At 60.9% G+C, this 21,601-nt stretch carries 16 protein-coding genes and 1 pseudogene; 6 read left to right on the forward strand and 11 right to left on the reverse strand.

Features of this window, described 5'->3' with window-relative positions; genetic code table 11:
- Nucleotides 1-83: 83 nt before the first annotated feature.
- The 5 genes from AOA61_RS06145 to AOA61_RS06165 form a co-directional block, all read right to left on the reverse strand.
- Entirely contained in the window at nt 84-1,691 is a 1,608-nt protein-coding gene (locus AOA61_RS06145; protein WP_099601499.1) for a J domain-containing protein, read from the reverse strand.
- Nucleotides 1,692-1,701: 10 nt separating this feature from the next.
- Nucleotides 1,702-3,399 (reverse strand): molecular chaperone HscC, encoded by a 1,698-nt coding sequence (locus AOA61_RS06150; RefSeq protein ID WP_099601347.1) that lies wholly within the window; start codon nt 3,397-3,399, stop codon nt 1,702-1,704.
- Between the two features lie 177 nt (nt 3,400-3,576).
- A complete protein-coding gene (gene adeC, locus AOA61_RS06155; protein ID WP_095184043.1) occupies nt 3,577-5,034 on the reverse strand; it encodes an AdeC/AdeK/OprM family multidrug efflux complex outer membrane factor in 1,458 nt (485 codons plus the stop codon).
- On the reverse strand, nt 5,031-8,192 hold the full coding sequence (locus AOA61_RS06160) for an efflux RND transporter permease subunit (protein WP_032888352.1): 3,162 nt from the start codon (nt 8,190-8,192) through the stop codon (nt 5,031-5,033). Before AOA61_RS06160 ends, adeC begins: the two co-directional genes overlap by 4 nt.
- A gap of 3 nt (nt 8,193-8,195) precedes the next feature.
- Entirely contained in the window at nt 8,196-9,344 is a 1,149-nt protein-coding gene (locus AOA61_RS06165) for an efflux RND transporter periplasmic adaptor subunit (RefSeq protein WP_032888349.1), read from the reverse strand.
- 286 nt (nt 9,345-9,630) lie between these two features.
- On the opposite strand from AOA61_RS06165, the gene AOA61_RS06170 reads away from it, so the two are divergent.
- The gene (locus AOA61_RS06170; protein ID WP_032888346.1) at nt 9,631-10,263 is read left to right on the forward strand and encodes a TetR family transcriptional regulator; all 633 of its coding nucleotides are present in this window, start codon (nt 9,631-9,633) and stop codon (nt 10,261-10,263) included.
- Between the two features lie 306 nt (nt 10,264-10,569).
- Here the strand turns inward: AOA61_RS06170 and AOA61_RS06175 are convergent, their stop codons facing one another.
- The 3 genes from AOA61_RS06175 to AOA61_RS06185 are packed head-to-tail and all read right to left on the reverse strand — an operon-like array spanning nt 10,570 to nt 13,160.
- Nucleotides 10,570-11,625, reverse strand: a complete 1,056-nt coding sequence (locus tag AOA61_RS06175) for an alkene reductase (RefSeq protein ID WP_032888343.1) — start codon at nt 11,623-11,625, stop codon at nt 10,570-10,572.
- A 28-nt stretch (nt 11,626-11,653) separates the two neighbouring features.
- Nucleotides 11,654-12,820, reverse strand: a complete 1,167-nt coding sequence (locus AOA61_RS06180; protein WP_095184044.1) for an MFS transporter — start codon at nt 12,818-12,820, stop codon at nt 11,654-11,656.
- Nucleotides 12,821-12,833: 13 nt separating this feature from the next.
- Nucleotides 12,834-13,160, reverse strand: coding sequence for a helix-turn-helix transcriptional regulator (locus AOA61_RS06185; RefSeq protein WP_012722694.1), 327 nt, complete (start codon nt 13,158-13,160; stop codon nt 12,834-12,836).
- Between the two features lie 154 nt (nt 13,161-13,314).
- On the opposite strand from AOA61_RS06185, the gene AOA61_RS06190 reads away from it, so the two are divergent.
- Nucleotides 13,315-13,899: an ACP phosphodiesterase gene (locus tag AOA61_RS06190; RefSeq protein ID WP_032888337.1), complete on the forward strand. Its 585-nt coding sequence runs from the start codon at nt 13,315-13,317 to the stop codon at nt 13,897-13,899.
- Between the two features lie 114 nt (nt 13,900-14,013).
- Here AOA61_RS06190 and AOA61_RS06195 read toward each other — a convergent pair whose 3' ends face one another.
- On the reverse strand, nt 14,014-14,805 hold the full coding sequence (locus AOA61_RS06195; protein WP_099601348.1) for a lysophospholipid acyltransferase family protein: 792 nt from the start codon (nt 14,803-14,805) through the stop codon (nt 14,014-14,016).
- The gene (gene olsB, locus AOA61_RS06200; protein ID WP_032888332.1) at nt 14,805-15,560 is read right to left on the reverse strand and encodes an L-ornithine N(alpha)-acyltransferase; all 756 of its coding nucleotides are present in this window, start codon (nt 15,558-15,560) and stop codon (nt 14,805-14,807) included. The genes AOA61_RS06195 and olsB overlap by 1 nt, the downstream gene beginning before the upstream one ends.
- A gap of 184 nt (nt 15,561-15,744) precedes the next feature.
- On the opposite strand from olsB, the gene AOA61_RS06205 reads away from it, so the two are divergent.
- The 4 genes and pseudogenes from AOA61_RS06205 to AOA61_RS06220 all read left to right on the forward strand — a co-directional run bounded on the left by AOA61_RS06205 (nt 15,745) and on the right by AOA61_RS06220 (nt 18,962).
- Nucleotides 15,745-16,818: a serine hydrolase gene (locus tag AOA61_RS06205; RefSeq protein WP_099601349.1), complete on the forward strand. Its 1,074-nt coding sequence runs from the start codon at nt 15,745-15,747 to the stop codon at nt 16,816-16,818.
- Nucleotides 16,815-17,129, forward strand: coding sequence for an amidase (locus AOA61_RS06210; protein WP_099601350.1), 315 nt, complete (start codon nt 16,815-16,817; stop codon nt 17,127-17,129). Before AOA61_RS06205 ends, AOA61_RS06210 begins: the two co-directional genes overlap by 4 nt.
- An 83-nt stretch (nt 17,130-17,212) precedes the next feature.
- On the forward strand, nt 17,213-17,803 hold the full coding sequence (locus tag AOA61_RS06215) for a YceI family protein (protein WP_032888323.1): 591 nt from the start codon (nt 17,213-17,215) through the stop codon (nt 17,801-17,803).
- A gap of 1 nt (nt 17,804) precedes the next feature.
- Nucleotides 17,805-18,962, forward strand: a pseudogene (locus AOA61_RS06220) (phosphatidylserine/phosphatidylglycerophosphate/cardiolipin synthase family protein).
- A 128-nt stretch (nt 18,963-19,090) separates the two neighbouring features.
- Here the strand turns inward: AOA61_RS06220 and bglX are convergent.
- Entirely contained in the window at nt 19,091-21,382 is a 2,292-nt protein-coding gene (bglX, locus tag AOA61_RS06225; RefSeq protein ID WP_095184048.1) for a beta-glucosidase BglX, read from the reverse strand.
- Between the last annotated feature and the right edge of the window lie 219 nt (nt 21,383-21,601).

The following is a 21,601-nucleotide window of genomic DNA, read 5'->3' on the forward strand; positions in this document are numbered from 1 at the left end:
AATCGGGGGCGGGCGGGTTGTGGGCGATGATCGAACGCAAGTTACCGGGCCTCCCTTTGCCAGGGAGGCGTCGGTTCAATGGCTCAGAGGAAGTAGAGCAGGCTCGTCCACGGGATCTCTGGCAAGTACCTCTGGCAGAGTAGGGTGACCGCTGCCATCACGGCCAGGAAAGCCACCTGCAGCGGACTCCAGTGCGCCCAATGCAAGCCGCTGACCCAAGGGTAAAAGTGCTCGACATACTCATTCACTTTGCCGATACGCCTGCGGTGAAACAGATGTATGCCGATCATTCCCACGTACGTCAGCATGCCCATCACGCCCAGCAGTAAGCCGAACATCAGCAGCATGCCCACTTGAGGAATGCCGTGGCGCAGCACCAGCCAGTGTTGATGAGGGTTGAACCGTGACGGCAGCAGGCGCTTGCTGAGCCACAGGTCCTGAACGATCAGGTGTGATGTCAAGACAGCCCACAACTGAGTGCCACGTATGCCGATAATGGCCGGAGCAAAGGTCAGTATCACCACAATGACGGCGTCGCTGAGCCTATCCATTTTTGTATGTGGGGAAACGGCCAAGGCGGCTGCCAGCGCCAGGCCACCCCATACCCGTATCCAACTTTGATGGGAGACCGGCCTGGGGAGGAATTCTCGCCAAAAAAATACATTGGCCTGGGGAAGCCGCTCAACCAACTGCGGGTAGCGCCAGGCCAGAACTTCGGCCAGATGCTGGCAGGCGTTCCAGGCATTACTGTCGAAGCTCTGCGTCATCTGTTTTTGTTGCGTCGCCGACATTGGCGTGAGCAACAGGCGCGCCGCCATGGCGTCGGCGGATTTCCATGTCGTGTCCCGGGCCTTGTCTTGCAGGTTGGCGTAGAAGCTTTCCTGTTCGCAACGCGACACCAATTCGCGCCACATCCACACCGGTTCCGGGTAGACGCCTTTCTGGTCGTCCCAGCCGAATGCCTGGCACACGCGCTCGAACAGCGGCACGCTCCATTGGGTGTCATGCAACAGGTGCAGGACGATGCGCTGCCACTGCTGTTGCAGGTCGAACACCTGCAGCCAGGGTTGGTCGTTGTACTGCGTGAGCTGGGTGATGAATTCGCGCTCGGCCTTTTGCTCCAGCAGTTCCTGCAGGGTGCGGCGGTAGTCTTGCAGCAGCTCGCCGGTCAGCGCTTCGTATTGCCAGGACGTCATTGCCACCTGCTGCCAGGGGGTCAGCCATTCTAGGTGTTGCGCGGCCCAACCGGCGATGGCGCTGCGTTCGCCCGGTGCTTCGAAGCAATGGCGCAACAGGCCGGCCTGGAACGCATCGGTGCAGCCCTGTCGCTGAGCCTGGGCCCAGCGTTCATCAAGGTTACGCGCGTTGAGGCCATTGAGCAGTGCCTGGGCTGGGTCTGTTGTGAGTGGCTCGAAGGGCGCAGGGCTGACGGGGCTGAGGTCCATCAGTTCGGTCAGGTCATTCAGGTTTCCGTAGACCGCTTCGGCCACGGGCGCCTGGACGTGTTCTTCCTCTTCGTTATCAGCCCGCCAGCGTACTTCACTCAGCGCTTGTTCATAGGCTTCGCGCAGGCGCTGGAAGCCTTTGGCATCGTCATCCGGGCGACAGTTTTTCAGCATCCGCGCATAGCTGCGCTTGATGGCACGTTCGTCGGCCTCTTCCGGCAGTTGCAGCACGCTCCAGCAATCCATGAGTGTGTCCTCAGCGCCAGAACCCATTGTCGAGCTGCTCAAGTTGCCGGGTCAGTTCGCTGCGGGCCTCGCGGATGCGGCGTTCGTCCTGGGTGTCGAGTATCTGCTGGAACTGTGCGGCCCAGTGGCCGAGTTGCTCACGCAGCTCGCCGAGGTTTTCCTGGTAGAGCCGTTCGAGGCGCGCGGTGAGCACGGTGTTGACCTGCTGGTCGCGCGGGTGAACTTTCAACTGCGCCAGGGCTTGCAGGCGTTGCTGGATTTCCTGCGGGCTGAGCACGCCGGGGTTGTTTTCGATCACCAGCGAGTGCTGCTCGCCGGTCAGGGGGATGCTCACCTGGGCTTCCAGCAGGCCGTTGTTGTCGTAGGTGAAGCGTACGTCCAGCGAGACTTCACCGGCTTTGCGCTTGGGTACCGCGATGTCCAGTTGGCCCAGTTCGATGTTGTCTTTCACCAGGCGGCTTTCGCCCTGGTAGATCTTCAGCAGCACCTGGCTCTGGTTGTCGTGCAGCGTCACCACGCTTTTGACCCGGCTCACCGGTACGCTGCTGTTGCGTTCGATCAACGGCAGGTAATGGCCGCTTTCGATATGGCCGCCGTACTGGTTCGAGGTTTCGATGCCCAGGGTGTAGGGGCACACGTCGGTCAGAACGACTTCTTCAAGCGCAGCGGAACGGGCTTTGAGCGCGGCCTGGATCGCGGCGCCGTGGGCGACCACTTGGTCGGGGTCGAGGCTGATCGACGGGAAGCGCCCGAACAATCCGGCGGCGAGTTTGCGCACCAGCGGCATGCGCGTGGTACCGCCCACCAGCAGGATTTCATCGAGGTCGCTGACGCGAATCCGTGCATCGCGCAGGGCGCGTTCAATCGGTGCGCGCAGGCGTTCCAGCAGCGGTGTGTAGAGCTTGGCCATTTCCTGTTGAGTGATGGTCTGCACCCACTGTTGGCCATCGACCCGCAGAGCGAACTCGGCGCTGTCGTCCTGGCCCAGGGCTTTGCGCACACGTTCGGCTTCGCGGCGCAGGGCCTGCAGTACGCTGTTGGTGGGCGGGAAACCGTCGGCATTACGCTGGCTGTCGACGAAGTGTTCCAGCAGCAGGGTGTCGAAGTCTTCGCCACCGAGGAAGTTGTCACCGGCACTGGCACGTACTTCCATTACGCCGTCGAACAGTTCGATGATCGACACGTCAAAGGTGCCGCCGCCTAGGTCGAAGACCAGGAATGACGTCTCTTTGTCGCGCTGGTGCAGGCCGTAGGCGAGGGCGGCGGCGGTGGGTTCGTTGATCAGTTTTTCAACATTGAGCCCCGCCAATTCACCGGCGATGCGCGTGGCTTTGCGCTGACCATCGCTGAAGTAGGCGGGCACGCTGATGACGGCTTCGGTGACGGGGTGGCCGTAGGTGCGTTCGATATCTTCCTTGAGGCTCTTGAGCACCAGCGCCGAGAGTTCTTCGGGGCGGAACGAGCGATCACCCAGACGCACTTCAGTGGCGCTGCCCATGTAGCGCTTGAACAGCGAAGTCGTCAGGTGCGGGTGGGTGTGCAGGCGCTCTTTGGCGGCCTGGCCTACCAGGACACGGCCTTGATCATCCAGCCCGACCACGCTAGGGGTCAACAACTGGCCAAGGGCATTGGGCACCAGTTCAGCGGCATCCCCACGCCAGACGGCCGCGAGGCTGTTGGTGGTTCCCAGGTCGATTCCTACGATCATTACGACAAGCTCCCTCTGTGGTCTGTAAGAATCTGTGACCAATTTTAGCCTGAAAGGTTGTCGGGAAAGCAAGGCGAGAGGATGTTCTGTGGTGAGGGGGGGGGAGCCCATTCACAATAACGGCGGGCATAAAAAAACCGCTTCCGGTGAGGGAAGCGGTTTTTTACAGCGCCATTGTCAGAACAACTTCAACGCCGGTGCTTCTTCTTTCAACGGCTCATTCTTCGCCGTCTGCTCGTTCCAGCCGCCGCCGAGGGCCTTGTACAGGTTGACCTCGCTGGTCAGCTGCGCCAGGCGGTCGGTGATCAGCGATTGCTGGGCACTGAACAGCTGGCGTTGTGCGTCAAGGAAGGTCAGGTTGCTGTCGACACCAATGCGGTAGCGACGCTCAGCCAGGCGGTAGTAATCCTGGTTGGCCCCGACGAAGCCACGCTGGGCATCCAGTTGCTGCTTGTAGGTCTCACGGGCGGCGAGGCCGTCGGAGACTTCCTGGAAGCCGGTCTGGATGGCTTTCTCGTAGTTCGCCACGTTGATCTCTTTCTGGATCTTCGAGTAGTCCAGGCTTGCGCGCAGGCTACCAGCGTTGAAGATCGGGATGTTGATCTGCGGTGCAAACGACCACGTGCCCGAACCGCCTTTGAACAGACCGCCCAGGGTCGGGCTTGCGGTGCCCGCACTGGCCGTCAGGGTGATGCTCGGGAAGAACGCTGCACGGGCCGCGCCGATGTTGGCGTTGGCCGCCTTGAGGTTGTACTCGGCCTGCACGATGTCGGGACGACGTTGCAGCAGGTCCGATGGCAACCCGGCCGGCACGTCGCTGAGCAGGTCATCCGACAGTGGCTTGCTGGCGATATTCGCCGGCAGGCCGGTGCCCAGCAGCAGGGTCAGGCTGTTTTCGTCCTGGGCCACCTGGCGGGTATAACGCGCCAGTTGCACGCGGGCGTTTTCCACCGACGTGCGGGCCTGGCTGAGATCGAGGGCCGAGGCCACGCCGACTTCGTTGCTGCGCGAGGTCAGTTTGAAGCTCTGCTCGAACGCGCCCAGGGTGTCCTGGGTGAGCTTGAGCAGTTCCTTGTCGGCCTGCCAGGTCAGGTAGGCATTGGCCACACTGGCCACCAGGCTGATCTGGGTGCTGCGCCGCGCTTCTTCGGTGGCGAAGTACTTCTGCAGCGCTTCTTCACTCAGGCTGCGGACACGGCCGAACAGGTCCAGCTCGTAGGAACTGATCCCCAAGCCAGCCGAGTACTGGCTGGCGATGGTCGCTTCACCGGTCTGCGACAGCTTGGCCGGCGTACGCGAACGGCTGCCGCTGCCCGTGGCCGATACGGCCGGGAACAGATCGGCGCGCTGGATCTGGTACTGCGCGGCATAGGCATCGATGTTCAGGGCAGCAACGCGCAGGTCACGGTTGTTTTCCAGCGCAGTCTTGATCAGCTGTTGCAGGGCAGGGTCATGGAAAAACTGCCTCCAGCCCTGCTCGGCAGCGGCTTGGTTCGGCGCCTGGGCTGGCGAATACGCCGGCCCCTGCGGGAACTGTGCCGCCACCGGCGCTTCGGGGCGCTGGTAGTCAGGTATCAGCGAGCAGCCACTGAGCACGAAGGCGGTGACGGCTAGGGAAAGTAGCGACTTGCTCATTGGCCAGCCTCTTTAGGAGTTTGCTTAGGTTCAGTCTTTTTACGCTCGCCCGCGGCGGACACGGTTGCAAAGAACAGTGGCACCCAGAAGATCGCCAGGACAGTGGCCGTGATCATACCGCCAATTACGCCGGTACCGATCGCGTGCTGGCTGCCTGAACCGGCGCCCGATGAGATCGCCAGCGGCAGTACGCCGAGGACGAACGCCATGGAGGTCATGATGATCGGACGCAAGCGCATACGCGATGCTTCGATGGCGGACTCGACAATGCCTTTGCCTTGTTCGTGGAGCTCTTTGGCGAACTCCACGATCAGGATGGCGTTCTTCGCCGCCAGACCCACCGTCACCAGCAAGCCCACCTGGAAGAACACGTCGTTGGACAAGCCGCGCATGCTGGTGGCGATCAACGCACCCACCACGCCGAGCGGAACCACCAGGATCACTGCGATCGGGATCGACCAGCTTTCGTACAGTGCCGCGAGGCACAGGAACACCACCAGCAGCGACAGCGCATACAACGCCGGCGCCTGGGAGCCGGAGAGGCGTTCTTCATACGACAGGCCCGTCCAGGCGTAGCCCACGCCCGCTGGCAATTGCTTAGCGATGCGTTCGACTTCGGCCATGGCGTCACCGGTACTGTAACCCGGTGCTGGCGTACCGAGGATTTCCATCGCCGCCACACCGTTGTAACGCGAGAGTTTTGGCGAACCGAAGATCCACTTGCCCGAGGCGATGGACGACAACGGCACCATCTTCCCGGAGTCGCTGCGCACGAACCATTTGTTCAGGTCTTCCGGGGACATCCGGCTGGCGGCTTCACCTTGCACGTACACCTTCTTCACCCGACCACGGTCGATGAAGTCGTTGACGTAGCTACCACCCAAGGCAATCGCCAGGGTCTGGTTGATGCTCGACAGGGTGATGCCTTGGGCACTGGCCCTTTCGTCGTCAACGGTGAGTTCGTACTGCGGCTCATCGTTCACGCCGTTAGGGCGCACACCTGCCAGGATCTTGCTTTGTGCTGCCATACCCAGGAACTGGTTACGTGCCGCCATCAGTTTGTCATGGCCGACACCGCCTTGGTCTTGCAGGAACACGTCGAAGCCGGTGGCGTTACCCAGTTCCAGTACAGACGGCGGAACGATGGCAAATACCATGGCGTCCTTGAAGGTCTGCATGAAGTAGCCCTGGGCGCGCTTGGCGATCTCGAATACCGAGGTGGAAGCATCACGCTCGCCCCACGGTTTGAGCATCACGAAGGCCAGGCCCGAACTCTGGCCACGACCGGCGAAGTTGAAGCCGTTCACGGTAAACACCGATTTCACGCCTTTGCCTTCGCCCGGCTCGCCTTCCTTGTCGTTGAGAAGGAACGCGCGCATATCGTCGATGACTTTTTGCGTCCGTTCAGCCGAAGAGCCGACTGGTGTCTGCACCTGGGCAAAGATCACGCCCTGGTCTTCATCGGGCAGGAACGCAGCAGGGATGCGCATGAACAGCCAGATCATGCCGGCGATGATCAGCGCGTACACCAGGAACGCCGGGATCTTGTGCTTGATCATGTTGCCCACGCCGCGCTCGTAGCTCAGTACGCCACGGTCGAAGGTGCGGTTGAACCAGCCGAAGAAACCACGCTTGGGTTGGCCGTGCTTCTCGGGGTCGATCGGCTTGAGCATGGTGGCGCACAAGGCCGGGGTGAAGATCAGGGCAACCAGTACCGATAGCGCCATCGCCGAGACAATGGTGATGGAGAACTGTTTGTAGATCACACCGGTGGATCCACCGAAGAACGCCATCGGCAACAGTACCGCCGACAGTACGAGGGCAATACCCACCAGGGCGCCTTGGATCTGGCCCATGGATTTGATCGTCGCGTCTTTTGGCGATAAGTGCTCCTCGGCCATTACCCGCTCAACGTTTTCGACCACCACGATGGCATCGTCCACCAGCAAGCCGATGGCCAGGATCATGCCGAACATGGTCAGGGTGTTGATGGTGAAGCCAAACGCGGCCAGGATCCCGAAGGTACCCAGCAATACCACCGGCACCGTCATGGTGGTGATGATGGTGGCGCGGAAGTTCTGCAGGAACAGGAACATCACCAGGAACACCAGCACGATCGCTTCGACCAGGGTGTCGACGACACCGGAGATCGATTCGGTCACTACAGGCGTGGTGTCATAGGGCACCACGGCCTTCATGCCAGGCGGGAAGAACGGTTCGAGCGACGCCACGGTGGCGCGGATGGCCTTGCCGGTGTCCAGCGCGTTGGCGCCCGACGCCAGCTTGATCGCCATACCCGAAGCGGGCTTGCCGTTGAACTGCGCAGCAATGCTGTAGTTCTGACCACCGAGCTCAATACGGGCGACATCCTTCAGGCGTACCTGTGAACCGTCGGTATTGACCTTCATCAGGATATTGCCGAACTGCTCGGCCGTCTGCAGGCGGGTCTTGCCGATGATCGTGGCGTTCAACTGGGTGCCGGGCAGGGCAGGCAGGCCGCCCAGTTGGCCGGTAGCCACCTGGACGTTCTGTGCGGAAATCGCCGTGCTGACATCCACCGGCGTAAGCTGGTAATTGTTCAGCTTTGCCGGGTCAAGCCATATACGCATGGCGTACTGCGAACCGAACACCTGGAAGTCACCCACACCAGCGGTCCGTGAAATCGGGTCCTGGATGTTCGAGACGATGTAGTTGGAGAGGTCGTCCTTGGTCATGCTGCCGTCTTCCGACACCAGACCGATTACCATCAGGAAGTTCTTCACCGACTTGGTCACGCGGATACCCTGCTGCTGCACTTCTTGCGGCAGCAGTGGGGTTGCCAGGTTCAGCTTGTTCTGCACCTGAACCTGGGCGATGTCCGGGTTAGTGCCCTGGTTGAACGTCACGGTAATCGTCATGCTGCCGTCGGAGTTACTGTCCGAGGAAACATAACGCAGGTTGTCGATACCGTTGAGCTGTTGCTCGATGACCTGTACCACGGTGTCCTGCACGGTTTGTGCGGACGCGCCTGGGTAGGTCACCTGAATATCAATCGCGGTCGGCGCAATGGCCGGATACTGGTTGATGGGCAACTTCATGATCGAAAGTGCCCCGACCAGCATGATCACCAGGGCAATTACCCAGGCGAAAATGGGACGGTCGATAAAAAATTTCGACATGGATTACTCCCCTTTGCCAGCAGCGGCAGCAGGAGCAGCAGCGGAACCTGCGGGCTTGGCGTTGTCAGCGTCCTTGACCTTGACCTCAGCGCCCGGCTTGACGTACTGCAGCCCTTCGGTGATCAGGCGGTCCCCGGCGTTCAGGCCTTTTTCCACCAGCCAGTAGGCGCCGGCGGTGCGGTTGGCCACCAGTTCACGCTGCTCGACCTTGTTGTCGGCGTTGACGATCAGCGCTGTTGGAATACCCCTGAGATCACGGGTCACGCCTTGCTGCGGTGCCAGGATGGCCTTGCTGTTCACACCGGCTTGCAATTGGGCGTGTACGAACATGCCCGGCAGCAGGGTGTGGTCAGGGTTAGGGAACACGGCGCGCAGGGTGACCGAGCCGGTGGTCTGGTCGACCGAGACTTCGGAGAACTCTAGCTTGCCGTCCTGGCCGTAATCGCTGCCGTCTTCCAGGGTCAACTTGACCTTGGCGGCATTCGCACCGGCTTTTTCCAACTGGCCGCTCTCCAGGTCGCGGCGCAGTTTCAGCATTTCAGCCGACGACTGTGTGACGTCGACGTAGATCGGGTCCAGTTGCTGAATCACGGCCATCGCATCGGCCTGGCCATTGCTGACCAGCGCGCCTTCGGTGACGGCAGAACGGCCGATACGCCCGGAAATCGGCGCGTACACCTTGGTGTAGCGCACATTGATCTGGGCGGTTTGAACGTTTGCTTCGGCAGTCATGCGGTTCGCGACAGCGGTGTCGTATTCCTGACGGCTGACGGCTTGTTCATCAACCAACTGCTTGTAGCGATCGGTGATGGACTTGGTCTGGGTCAGCGTGGCTTGTGCGCTTTTCAGGGTGGCCTCATAGACCGACGGATCGATCTGATACAGCTGCTGGCCTTCCTTCACGTCGGCGCCTTCTTTGTACAGACGCTTGAGGATAATGCCGTTGACCTGAGGGCGAACTTCCGCGATGCGGTAGGCGGTGGTGCGGCCTGGTAGCTCGGATGTCAGAGTAAAGGCTTGCGGTTGAAGGGTGACCACGCCGACCTGAGGGATTTGAGCGGGCGGAGCCGCTTCTTCCTTTTTACATCCGCTGAGCAGCGATGCCAGGGCGACGGCAGTGACCAGAGCGGTAACAGCTGGCTTAAGTTGCATGAAGATCCTCGGGTCAGGCGCGCAGGGTGCGCACAAGAAGGGTGGAAGGGTAAAAAACAGGCTGTGAGTAGATAAGTAGCTTGCTACGCAATATACTTACGTTCATGGTTGTTTGTAAACTCTTGACAGGCTTCGCGCAATGTTGACAAAGCAACACCCGAAGCCTCGATTCCATTACGTTCGACACCCATGACGGTGTCGTCCCACAAATATTCAGATGATCGTTCGCGTCTATTAACGTTGCGTTAACGATAGTCTCAAGTGTCCTGATTGAGGTTCTACTGCCATGGTTCGTCGCACTAAAGAGGAAGCTCAGGAAACGCGCAGCCAAATTCTTCAAGCCGCCGAGCAAGCCTTTTACGATCGCGGCGTCGCGCGTACGACGCTGGCGGACATCGCCGCGTTGGCCGGCGTGACGCGGGGCGCGATTTACTGGCACTTCAGCAATAAGTCCGACCTGTTGCAGGCGCTGCTCGACACTTTGCATGAGCCGCTGGACGAATTGGCCAGGGCCAGTGAGAGCGAGGACGAACTCGATCCACTGGGGTGCATGCGCAAGCTGCTGATTCATCTGTTTCATCAAGTGGCCCTGGACCCGAAAACCCGCCGCATCAATGAGATTCTGTTTCATAAGTGCGAATTCACCGATGAAATGTGCGACATGCGCCGCCAGCGCCAGACCCACAGTCTGGAATGCAATCTGCGCATCGGCCTGACTCTGCGTAATGCGGTCCATCGCGGGCAACTTCCGGAAAACCTCGATACCACCCGCGGTGCTGTTTGCATGCATGCCTACATCAACGGGCTGATTGGCCAGTGGCTGTTGGTCCCCGACAGCTTCCAATTGCATCAGGAAGCCGAGCGCTGGGTAGATGCAGGGCTAGACATGCTGCGTCTGAGCCCGAGCCTGCGCAATTGAAACAAAATGCGTAATTGCATCAGGTTGTGTCAACAGTAAAGCTTAAGGACGGTCAATCGTCCTTCTGCCTGATTGGTGGGATGACTTTATATACGGGCTGGTGGGCGGTTGATAGGTAGCCGCCTAAGTATTTTGTAGGGATTTTGTTGCGGTTCTGTGAAGCAATGTAGCCAGAACCTGTAGGCCGCCAACAACGTGAAAGGGGGCTTGCCCCCGATGGCAGTGGTTCAGTCAACACATACAGTGACTGACGCACCGCCATCGGGGGCAAGCCCCCTTTCTCATTTGGTTTTAGGTTTCGGCCGATTAAAGCGGCAGGGTCGGGTAGTCGATGTAACCCACCGGGCCCTTGCCGTAGAAGGTTTCCGGGTGTGCTTCGTTGAGCGGCGCATCTGCCTTCAGACGTGCTGGCAGATCCGGGTTGGCAATGAATGGTACGCCCCAAGCCACCGCATCCGCTTTGCCCTCGGCCAGCCAGGCATTGGCGCTGTCTTTGGTAAAGCGTTCGTTGGCGATGTATACGCCGCCGAACGCTTTTTTCAGTTGTGGGCCGAGGCTGTCCGCGCCTTCTTTTTCACGGGAGCAGATAAAGGCGATGCCACGTTTGCCCAGTTCGCTGGCGACGTAGGTGAAGGTTTCCGCGAGGTTATCGTCGCCCATGTCGTGGGAGTCGGCACGCGGTGCCAAATGCACACCCACACGCCCGGCGCCCCAGACTTCGATGGCTGCGTCGGTCACTTCCAGCAGCAGGCGCGCACGGTTTTCCAGGGAGCCGCCGTAGTTGTCGGTGCGCTGGTTGGTGCTGCTTTGCAGGAACTGGTCGAGCAGGTAGCCGTTGGCGCCGTGGATTTCCACGCCGTCAAAACCAGCGGCCTTGGCGTTTTCGGCACCGGTGCGGTAGGCGTCGATGATGTCGGCGATTTCAGCTGTTTCCAGGGCGCGCGGGGTAGGGTAGTCGGCCAGTGGGCGAACCAGGCTGACGTGGCCTTTTGGCTGGATCGCACTCGGCGCCACCGGGGTTTCGCCGTTCAGGTAGGACTCATGGGAGATACGACCCACATGCCACAGTTGCAGGAAGATCTTGCCGCCCGCGCCGTGAATTGCCTTGGTCACGTTGGCCCAGCCGCGCACTTGGTCGTTGGACCAGATGCCTGGGGTGTCCGGGTAGCCCACACCCAGCGGGGTCACGGAGGTGGCTTCACTGAGGATCAGCCCTGCGGACGCACGCTGCACGTAGTACTCAGCCATCAGTGCGTTGGGTACGCGGCCTTCATCAGCGCGGCAGCGGGTCAGCGGCGCCATGATGATGCGGTTCGACAGTTCCAGGTCGCCCAGTGTGATCGGATCGAAAATAGTCGTCATGGGAAAACACCCTTCTCTTTGAAGTTGATCAGTTGGTCGCAGGGGCCAGGTCGGCATCGCCGCCCTGACGGAAAGTAATCAGGGTCACCAGCAGCGCCAGGATCGCCAGGGCCGCTGCCGCCAGAGGCACGCTGGTCAGGCCGAAGCCGTGGGCGATCACGCTGCCGCCGACCCAGGCGCCGAGGGCGTTGCCGATGTTGAAGGCGCCGATGTTCAAGGTGGACACCAGGTTCGGTGCGGCCTTGCCGAAGGTCACCACGTTGATCTGCAACGCAGGGACAGCGGCAAACGACGCGGTAGCCCAGAGGAACAGCGTGATTTCAGTCGGGATCACCGCGACGCTGGTCCAGGTCAGTGCGGTGGATACCACCGCCATGCTGATAAACACGCCGATCAAGGTTGCGGCCAGGCGTTTGTCGGCCAGTTTGCCGCCGATGATGTTGCCCACGGTGAGGCCCAGGCCGATCAACAGCAGGGTCCAGGTCACGCCTTTGGGTGTCACGCCGGTGACATCGCCGAGCAGCGGCGCAACATAGGTGAAGAGGGTGAACATCGATGCGGCGAACAGCGCGGTCATGCTCAGCGACAACCAGATGCCGGCACCTTTGAGGGCGGCCAGTTCGGCGCGCATGTCGAGTTTTTCTTCGTCACGCTTGGCTGGCAGGAAGCGGATCAGGCCGATCAACGCCACCACACCAATCACCGTCACCGCCCAGAAGGTCGAGCGCCAGCCGGCTTCCTGGCCCAGCGCGGTGCCCAGCGGCACGCCGAGTACGTTGGCGAGGGTCAAACCAGTGAACATCAATGCCACGGCCGAAGCGCGTTTGTTGGCTGGCACCAGGTTGGCCGCCACCACCGAGCCGATCCCGAAGAACGCGCCATGGCATAGCGCGGTAACCACGCGGGCAAACATCAGCACGTTGTAGTCGCTGGCCAGGGCGCAGAGCAGGTTGCCGACAATAAAGATGCCCATCAACGCTACCAGTGCGGCCTTGCGCGGCAGCTTGGCGGTGGCCAGTGCCATGAAGGGCGCGCCAATGGCTACGCCTAAGGCATAACCGGTGACCAGCCAGCCGGCGCCGGGGATCGACACGCCGAGGTCTGCCGCCACATCGGGCAACAGGCCCATGATGACGAACTCGGTGGTGCCGATGGCGAAGGCGCTCAGGGCCAGTATGAGTAGCGAGAGGGGCATTTGGGTTTCCTTGTTACAGCGCTGCGTTGTCGTCAGCGCTGAGTTCTGTGGTGAGCGCCGCAAGGAAGGCCTGGATGGTTTCCTCGTTGCGTTTGAAGAAGTGCCACTGCCCGGCCTTCTGGCTGCTGATCAAACCCGCCCGTTGCAAGGTGGCCAGGTGGGCCGACACGGTCGACTGGGACAAGCCGCAGCGTTGGTCGATCTGACCGGCACAGATGCCGTATTCGTGGTTGTGCAGTTGCTCGGGGAATTGCACTTTCGGGTCTTTGAGCCAGGTGAGGATGTCTCGTCGTACTGGGTGCGCCAGGGCTTTTATTATTTCGTCGAGGTCGATGGACATGGCAGGTGCTCAGTGTCGTAAAGCGTTATATCGCGATGAGGCGAACCTTAAATCGTTATATCCCGATATACCAATATGATTTTGGTCTTAACTCAGCCCAAATCGGTATATCGGGTTATAACGATACGTTGACGGCAGTGCTAGACTGCGCGCCATGAATTATCTCGCACATCTGCATCTGGGCGGCCAACTTCCTGCACAACTGCTGGGCAGCCTCTATGGCGATTTCGTCAAAGGTCGCCTGCAGGGCCAGTTCAGCCCGCCCATCGAAACGGCGATCCAGCTGCATCGCTCCATCGACCGCTTCACCGACAGTCACCCGCGGGTGGGAGAGGCGTTGTCGCGTTTCAGCCTCACCCGCAGGCGTTATGCGGGAATCGTCCTCGACGTGTTTTTCGATCACTGCCTGGCGCGGGACTGGGCGCTGTATGCCGACCAACCCTTGGAGCACTTCACCTCGCAGGTGTACCGCGTATTGGCGGCCGAACCGCAGTTACCGGGACGCTTGGCGCAGATTGCGCCGTATATGGCCGCGGATGATTGGTTGGGGTCGTACCGCGAGTTTGCGGTGATGGAGCAGGTGTTGCGGGGGATTTCGCGACGGCTGACGCAGCCCCAGGAATTAGGGTTTGCGATGCAGGAATTGCGTGAGTTGTATGAGCCGTTGAGTGAAGACTTCCGGATCTTCTACCCCGAACTGCAAGCCTTCGCGCATAACCATCTGACAACACAAAGCTAAATGTGGGAGGGGGCTTGCTCCCGATTACGGTGTGCCAGCCACCACTGATGCTGGCTGATCCACTGCTATCGGGAGCAAGCCCCCTCCCACATTTGGAGCAGTGTCTGGCTCATATCACGCGGCAAAGGCTGGTCGCGTCGCTACTTGTTCAGCCTCCGGCACCGGCCCAAACAACGCCCTCTGCACCGCCTGCTGCGCCTGATGCGCCAGCGCCGCGCGTTCCTGCCCGGCGCAGGCAATCGGCTTGAGCACATGGATTTCCACATCGCCCTGATCGTTGCCGAACAAGCGCATCAGGTGCGACAGCAAATCATCATCGCCAATAAACGGTGCCAATGGGTCCACTTGCCCATCGCGCAGATAACGAATCGCCACCGGTTGCAGCGCCACGTCCGCATCAATCGCACTGGCCAGCAAGCGTCCGTGGAAGGTACGCAGGCTGCGCCCGTCGGTGGTGGTGCCTTCGGGGAACATCAGCAATGGATGCCGTTGTTCCAGGTGACGGGTCATCTGCTTGCGGATCAACTGGCTGTCGCCCGAACCACGACGGATAAACAGGCTACCGGCCTTGGCTGCCAACCATCCCGCCACCGGCCAAGTGCGCACTTCCGCCTTGGACAGGAACGACATCGGCGCCACCGCGCCCAGCAACGGAATATCGGTCCAGGACACGTGATTGCTCACCCACAGCATCGGCTGCGTCGGCAACTCACCGTGCACGGTCACGCGAAAGGGCAGGGCGTTGGTCAGCCGCGCCATAAAGAATCGCGACCAACTCTGGCGCCGCACCATGGAGTTGGCGATGCCCAAGCGCTCGAACACACCAAACACACTGGCCATGCTTAAACCCAGCGCCACGACCACCAGCACGCGGGCAATGCGCCCGTACACGCGCAGGCGGCTCATCACATGGCCGCCTTGAAGTGGCGCGCATAACGCGGGCACAACTCATCGCGCTTGAGCAGGATGAACACGTCGGCCACCTGGAAATCTTCATCCCAGCACGGCTCGCCGCAGATCTTTGCACCCAGGCGCATGTAGGCCTTGAGCAGCGGAGGCATCTCCGCGATTACGTTGGTCGGCAGGTCCAGCGCCGGCAGCGGTTTTTTCGGTTCGGCGCGCAGGTGTTCGTTGCACAGGTAGCGTTCGCGCAGGCGCTGCATGATTGCGTGGGCCTGGATGCCGCCGTCGTGCATCGGGATGCTCGCGCAGCCCATCAAATAGCTATAGCCGCCTTGGTTGAGGACTTCAGCTAACTCGCCCCACAGCACAGCGATGGTGCCTCCGTTACGGTAGGCCGGGTCGACGCAGGTGCGGCCGATTTCCAGGATTGGGCCTTGCAGGTGCAGCAAGCCGTGCAGGCTGAATTCTTCTTCGCTGTAGAACCGGCCCAAGGTGCTGGCAGCCTGGTGGTCGAGCAAACGGGTGGTGGCGACGAGTCGTCCGCTGTTCAAGTCCCGCACGCCGATGTGGCTGCAGTGAACATCATAGTCATCCATGTCCAGACCCAGTTCCGCGCCTTTCAGCTTGGCGTTGAACTCGCCGCTGAATACGTTGAACCGCAGGGCCTGGGCTTCCTGCAACGCTTGTGCGCCAACCAGGCGTTCGGCTTGCAGACGGCGTTCATTGCCGGTGTCGCTGATGCGGGCGATCTGAGTCATGGCGAATCTCCGAGTGCCAGCCACGTTCCGGCCGGTCGACTTGTTTGTCCAAACTCAGGCTATGTAGGCTCGGTGTCATCTCCATGAAGTTATGGTGACGCTTGGATGACAGCCCCTTTGTCGCAAATCTGTCATCACCCTCGGCTAGGCTCGCGGGCTTGAATGCCCCCTTGAGTCTGTGTCCATGGTCAGAGGCCTGCTGTGCGTTGCCCTGCTGTTTGCCACCGTTACCGCCCGCGCCGACACCTGGCCCGACAAGGACTGGGCCAAGGGCACGCCGCTCGCCGGGCCCGCCATCCAAGCACTGGATGCCTACGCGTTCCCGCCGCGTGACGATGCCACTCGCCAAGGCGTTCGCACCGATGCGCTGCTGGTAATCCGCGACGGCCAGATCATCTATGAACGCTACGCTGCGCCCACCACCGCCGACACGCCGCATCTGACCTGGTCTATCAGCAAGAGCCTGATGGCCACCGTTCTGGGCGTCGCCTATGGCGATAATCGCTTCAAACTGACTGACCCGGTGGCGCGCTTCTACCCGCCGATGAAGCAGCATCCCACGGTGACCATGGCCGACCTGCTGCACTGGGCCTCGGGCCTGGACTGGCAGGAAGACTACGAATACGCCCCGCTGAAATCCTCGGTGGTGGCGATGCTCTATACCCGTGGCCGTGCCGATATGGCTGAGTTCGCCGCCAATACCGAATCCTTCAGTGCACCGGGCCAGGTCTTCCGCTATTCCAGCGGCGACAGCAATATTTTGTCCGCCGCGCTCAAAGGCATGCTGGGTCACAAGGCTTATATGAGTTACCCGTGGGATGCGCTGTTCAAGCCGCTAGGCATTCGCAACGCCACGTGGGAAACCGATGCCGATGAAACCTTCGTCGCCTCGTCCTATGCCTACCTGACCGCGCGCGATTTGGCCCGCGTCGGTTTGCTGATGGCGCGGGACGGTCGCTGGGGCGAGCAACAATTGCTGCCTGAAGACTGGGTGGCTTTCAACCGCCAGCCCTTCGACAACTACAAGGCCGGTCAGGACGAAGCCGTCCCTGGCGGTCATTGGTGGCTGAACCAGGGCACCCCGCGACCCTGGCCCGACGCCCCCGCCGACACCTTTGCCGCCCTCGGCCATTGGGGCCAGGCGCTGTACGTGATGCCCACCGAACACCTGGTGATCGTGCGTTACGGCGACGATCGCGACGGCAGCTACCGCCACAACGAACTGCTCAAACGCGTGCTCGCGGCGGTGCAACCATGATCCGTCGTCGGCCGTTTACCAGTGTCTTTTTACTGTTGGTCCTGGCCCTGCTGGGTTGGATCTGGCACGAGCGCGTTAACTTGCAAGCCTTCCCCGACATCATTGCGGCGTATACCGCCAAGGAGTATTGCTCGTGCCGGTATGTGGCGAACAATCCAGCCGACTATTGCCGGGGATATGTGAAGCAGTACGTGCCCACCAGTGCGTTCAGTGATAACCCGGAGCGCAGTGAAGTGACGGCGAGCGGGTTGGGGCGTACGCACCGTGCACGCTGGTTCGGCGACCGCCAGGGCTGTCGCCTGAGTCCTTGACCCGCCCCGCCTCCACATTGGATTTGCGCCGCTTGTGACATTGCGCTTAAGGTTCGTGCAGGTTTTTTCCCCACGAGTCCTTAATGTTCAACGCGTCTGTTATCAAACCCCTGGCCTTTGCCCTGCTGGTCGCTGCCGCCGTACCCGCCCACGCCGATTGGTACCTGGACAACGAGTCCTCGCGCCTGTCGTTCGTTACCACCAAAAACACCGAGATCGCTGAAGTCCATCGCTTCCTGGTGCTGCACGGTAAGGTCGACAGCAAGGGCGCGGCGCAATTGGAAGTGGAGCTGGAGTCAGTCAACAGCAGCATCCCGCTGCGTGACGAGCGCATGCGCAATCAGCTTTTCGAGATCAAGACTTTTCCTGATGCGTTGATCAGTGCACAGATCAACCTGCAACCGATCAATGACCTGGCCCCCGGCGCGCAACTGGAATTGCGCTTGCCGCTGAACGTCACCTTGCACGGAAAAACCCAGACCTACAGCGCAGAACTCCTGGCCACGCGCCTGGATGACCGGCGTTTCCAGGTGGTGACCCTGGAACCTGTGGTGTTGCACGCCGAGGACTTCGACCTGGCACCGGGTGTGGCGGCATTGCGTGAAGCGGCGGGGCTCAAGTCGATCAGCTTGTCGGTGCCGGTGGGTGCGGTGCTGATTTTTACGGCGCGCTGACGTGAGCGGCGCGGTGTTCCCGTGGCGCAGCGCCAACCGTTTCGAGTTGTTGATCGACGGACCGAATTTCTTTCCACAAATGCTCGTGGGCATTGCCCGCGCTGAGCGCCAGGTGGATCTTGAGTTGTACTTGGTGGAGGCGGGCGCGTGCGCCGAAGCGCTGGTGCAGGCGCTGGTGCTCGCCGCCGAACGTGGCGTGCTGGTGCGTTGCCTGTTCGACGACTACGGCAGTCTCGCGTTCACCCTGGGACTGCGTAAGCGTTTGACCGATGCCGGTGTGGTGCTGCGTTTCTACAATCGCCTGAGCTGGCGCCGTTGGATGCGCAACCTGTACCGCGACCACCGCAAGCTGCTGCTTATCGACCAGAATATCGCCGTGGTCGGCGGCACAGGCGTCACCGATGAATTCTGGACGCCGGGCGAAGACACCGCCGAATGGCACGAAGTGATGGTGCAGATCAGCGGCCCGCTGGTGCTGGATTGGCAGGCGCTGTTCGATCGCCAATGGCACGCCAACGTGGCGCGCCGGGAGTGGAAACCGGCCACCCATTTCGGCTTGCCGCGCCTGCCCAAAGTACCAGCGACCGGCCCGGGACTGGGCCGTGTCGCGTATGCGGACGCCCGTCAGCACCGCGACATCCTGCAATCGCTGATCCGCGCGCTCAACAGCAGCAAGACACGAATCTGGCTGGCCACGCCGTATTTCTTGCCCACATGAGGCGTGCGCCGTGCCTTGCGCCGGGCGGCAGGGCGTGGGGTAGATGTGCGTTTGCTGCTCACCGGCCCGCGTACCGATCACCCGTCGGTGCGTTACGCCGGGCATCGCTATTACCCACGCTTATTACGCTCGGGCGTGCAGATTTTTGAATACCAGCCGTGCTTTTTGCACCTGAAAATGGTGCTGGTGGACGATTGGGTCAGCATCGGCTCGTGCAACTTCGACCACTGGAATCTGCGCTTCAATCTGGAAGCCAACCTTGAAGCGTTGGACCCGGAATTGACGCTGGCGGTCGAAGGCAGTTTCGAACGGGATTTTGCCCAGAGTCAGGCGGTGAGCCTGGAGGCGTGGAAGGCGCGACCGTTGTGGCGGCGGGTGAAACAGCGGGTGTGGGGGTGGATTGATCGGTTGGTGGTGAACGTGCTGGACCGACGCGGCTAGCAAGAACACTGAGATCAAATGTGGGAGGGGGCTTGCCCCCGATAGCGATGACTCAGCTACAGATCTGCTGGCTGGTACACCGCAATCGGGGGCAAGCCCCCTCCCATATTGTTTGAGCGCGTCAGGCGTTAGAGCAGTTCGAACGTCTGCTGCTGCACATCCCGGGAGTCCAGGCCGATCTGTACATTGAACTCGCCGGGTTCCGCCGCGTACTTGAGCTGGGTGTTGTAGAACTTCAAGTCTTCCTCGGTGATGGTGAAGTGCAAGGTGCGCTCTTCACCAGCCTTGAGCATGATTTTCTGGAAGTTCTTCAGTTCTTTGATCGGACGGATCATTGAACCCGCGACGTCCTGGATATACATCTGCACCACGGTTTCGCCGTCGACCTTGCCGGTGTTCTGCACCGTGACGCTGGCGTCGAGCTTGCCGGTCTTGTTCAGGGTGGTGGACGACAGCGCCATATCCGACAGGCTGAACGTGGTGTAGCTCAGGCCATAACCAAACGGGAACAGCGGCCCGGTGGTGTCATCGAAGTACTGCGAGGTGTAGTTGCCCGGTTTGCCTGGGGTAAACGGCCGGCCGATGGTTAGGTGGTTGTAGTAGGTCGGAATCTGGCCCACGGAGCGTGGGAACGTAATCGGCAGCTTGCCCGACGGGTTGTAGTCACCGAACAGCACGTCGGCGATGGCGTTGCCGCCTTCGGTGCCGGCGAACCAGGTTTCCAGGATCGCGTCGGCCTGTTGGTTCTCTTCCAGGATCGACAGCGGGCGGCCGTTCATCAGCACCAGCACCAGCGGCTTGCCGGTGGCCTTGAGCGCCTTGATCAGGTCGCGCTGGCTTTGCGGGATGTTCAGGTCGGTGCGGCTCGACGATTCGTGGGACATGCCACGGGACTCACCCACGGCCGCGACGATCACGTCGGCATCCTTGGCCGCTTTGACGGCCTCATCGATCAGCACCTGCGGTGCGCGCTTGTCATCCACCACTTCCGGGGCATCGAAGTTGAGGAAGTTGAGGTAGTCCACCACGGCCTTGTCGTTGGTGATGTTGGCGCCACGGGCGTAGATGATCTTGCCTTTCTCGCCGATGACCGCATTCAAACCGTCGAGCAGGGTCACCGATTGTTCCGGCTTACCGGCAGCGGCCCAGCTGCCCATCATGTCGATCGGCGCCTTGGCCAGTGGGCCCACGAGCGCGATGGTCGCGGATTTTTTCAGTGGCAGGGTGTTGTTCTGGTTTTTCAGCAATACCAGGCTGCGGCGCGCGATATCGCGGGCCTCGGCGCGGTGCAGGCGGCTGTCGGCATAGGTGTCTGCCGGGTCATCCTCGGCCTTGCCGATGCGCAGGTACGGGTCCTTGAACAGGCCCATGTCGTACTTGGCGCCGAGCACTTCGCGCACGGCGTTGTCGATGTCGCTCTGTTCGATCTCACCGGACTTGAGCAGCCCAGGCAATTCCTTGCCGTACAGCGAGTCGTTCATGCTCATGTCGATGCCGGCCTTGATCGCGAGCTTCGCGGCTTCACGCCCGTCCTTGGCCACGCCGTGCTTGATCAGTTCGAAGATCGCGCCATGGTCGCTGACGGCCAAGCCTTTGAAGCCCCAGTCCTTGCGCAGCAGGTCGTTCATCAGCCAGGTGTTGGCAGTGGCAGGCACGCCGTTGATCGAGTTGAGCGCCACCATCACGCCGCCGGAGCCGGCCTTGATCGCCGCGTGGTACGGCGGGAGGTAGTCCTGGTACATCTTGACCGGGCTCATATCGACCACGTTGTAGTCGCGGCCGCCTTCCACCGCGCCGTACAGGGCGAAGTGCTTGACGCTGGCCATGATGCTGTCGGCATTTGCGGGGCTAGCGCCCTGGAAGGCCCGGACCATGACTTCGGCAATTCGCGACACCAGGTAGGTATCTTCGCCGAAACCTTCGGAGGTACGGCCCCAGCGAGGGTCGCGGGAGATGTCGACCATCGGCGCGAAGGTGATGTCGAGGCTGTCAGCGGCGGCTTCCTGTGCAGCGATGCGCCCGGAGCGGCCGATGGCGTCCATGTCCCAGCTGGAGGCCAGGGCCAGGCTGATCGGGAAGATGGTGCGGTGGCCGTGGATCACGTCATAGGCGAAGAACATCGGGATCTTCAAGCGGCTGCGCATGGCCGCGTCCTGCATCGGACGGTTTTCCGGGCGGGTGATGGAGTTGAACGTGCCACCGATGCGGCCGGCGGCGATTTCCTTGCGGATCAGCTCGCGGGGCATTTCGGGGCCGATGCTGATCAGGCGCAATTGGCCGATCTTCTCATCGAGGGTCATCTGCTTGAGCAGGTCGCTGACGAAGGCGTCCTTGTCTTTAAGCGCAGCAGGCTTTGTTTCTGCCCAGACGGGGTGGGTGGCCAGCGTGGCAACAAGGCCGAGCAAACACAGCTTCTTCATGAATATCCTTTTTCGGCTCACTGCACAGCAAACATGCGCTGTTCTGCCAAAATGTGGGGAACATATGTTGTTGTTCGAGTGTTATTGCAGAAAATGCACCACACTTCTGAACTCTTATTTGCGCTGGGCATCTTTTTAGCTGAATGATTCGATGCAATCCAGTAGTGGGAGCGGATTATGCCCCAAGCGCGCGGTTTATAGGGTCAGTCGTCAAATTCC

Source organism: Pseudomonas sp. 2995-1, from assembly GCF_002742505.1.
Classification (GTDB): Bacteria; Pseudomonadota; Gammaproteobacteria; order Pseudomonadales; family Pseudomonadaceae; genus Aquipseudomonas; species Aquipseudomonas sivasensis.

Excerpts from the sequence above, each read along its gene's own strand:
- AOA61_RS06215 (WP_032888323.1), top strand. The coding sequence starts at position 17,213 with ATGTTCAACGCGTCTGTTATCAAACCCCTGGCCTTTGCCCTGCTGGTC.
- adeC (WP_095184043.1), bottom strand. The coding sequence starts at position 5,034 with ATGAGCAAGTCGCTACTTTCCCTAGCCGTCACCGCCTTCGTGCTCAGT.
- AOA61_RS06150 (WP_099601347.1), bottom strand. The coding sequence starts at position 3,399 with ATGATCGTAGGAATCGACCTGGGAACCACCAACAGCCTCGCGGCCGTC.
- AOA61_RS06195 (WP_099601348.1), bottom strand. The coding sequence starts at position 14,805 with ATGAGCCGCCTGCGCGTGTACGGGCGCATTGCCCGCGTGCTGGTGGTC.
- AOA61_RS06180 (WP_095184044.1), bottom strand. The coding sequence starts at position 12,820 with ATGCCCCTCTCGCTACTCATACTGGCCCTGAGCGCCTTCGCCATCGGC.
- AOA61_RS06145 (WP_099601499.1), bottom strand. The coding sequence starts at position 1,691 with ATGGATTGCTGGAGCGTGCTGCAACTGCCGGAAGAGGCCGACGAACGT.
- AOA61_RS06205 (WP_099601349.1), top strand. The coding sequence starts at position 15,745 with ATGGTCAGAGGCCTGCTGTGCGTTGCCCTGCTGTTTGCCACCGTTACC.
- AOA61_RS06185 (WP_012722694.1), bottom strand. The coding sequence starts at position 13,160 with ATGTCCATCGACCTCGACGAAATAATAAAAGCCCTGGCGCACCCAGTA.
- AOA61_RS06175 (WP_032888343.1), bottom strand. The coding sequence starts at position 11,625 with ATGACGACTATTTTCGATCCGATCACACTGGGCGACCTGGAACTGTCG.
- AOA61_RS06210 (WP_099601350.1), top strand. The coding sequence starts at position 16,815 with ATGATCCGTCGTCGGCCGTTTACCAGTGTCTTTTTACTGTTGGTCCTG.
- AOA61_RS06190 (WP_032888337.1), top strand. The coding sequence starts at position 13,315 with ATGAATTATCTCGCACATCTGCATCTGGGCGGCCAACTTCCTGCACAA.
- AOA61_RS06165 (WP_032888349.1), bottom strand. The coding sequence starts at position 9,344 with ATGCAACTTAAGCCAGCTGTTACCGCTCTGGTCACTGCCGTCGCCCTG.
- AOA61_RS06170 (WP_032888346.1), top strand. The coding sequence starts at position 9,631 with ATGGTTCGTCGCACTAAAGAGGAAGCTCAGGAAACGCGCAGCCAAATT.
- bglX (WP_095184048.1), bottom strand. The coding sequence starts at position 21,382 with ATGAAGAAGCTGTGTTTGCTCGGCCTTGTTGCCACGCTGGCCACCCAC.
- olsB (WP_032888332.1), bottom strand. The coding sequence starts at position 15,560 with ATGACTCAGATCGCCCGCATCAGCGACACCGGCAATGAACGCCGTCTG.
- AOA61_RS06160 (WP_032888352.1), bottom strand. The coding sequence starts at position 8,192 with ATGTCGAAATTTTTTATCGACCGTCCCATTTTCGCCTGGGTAATTGCC.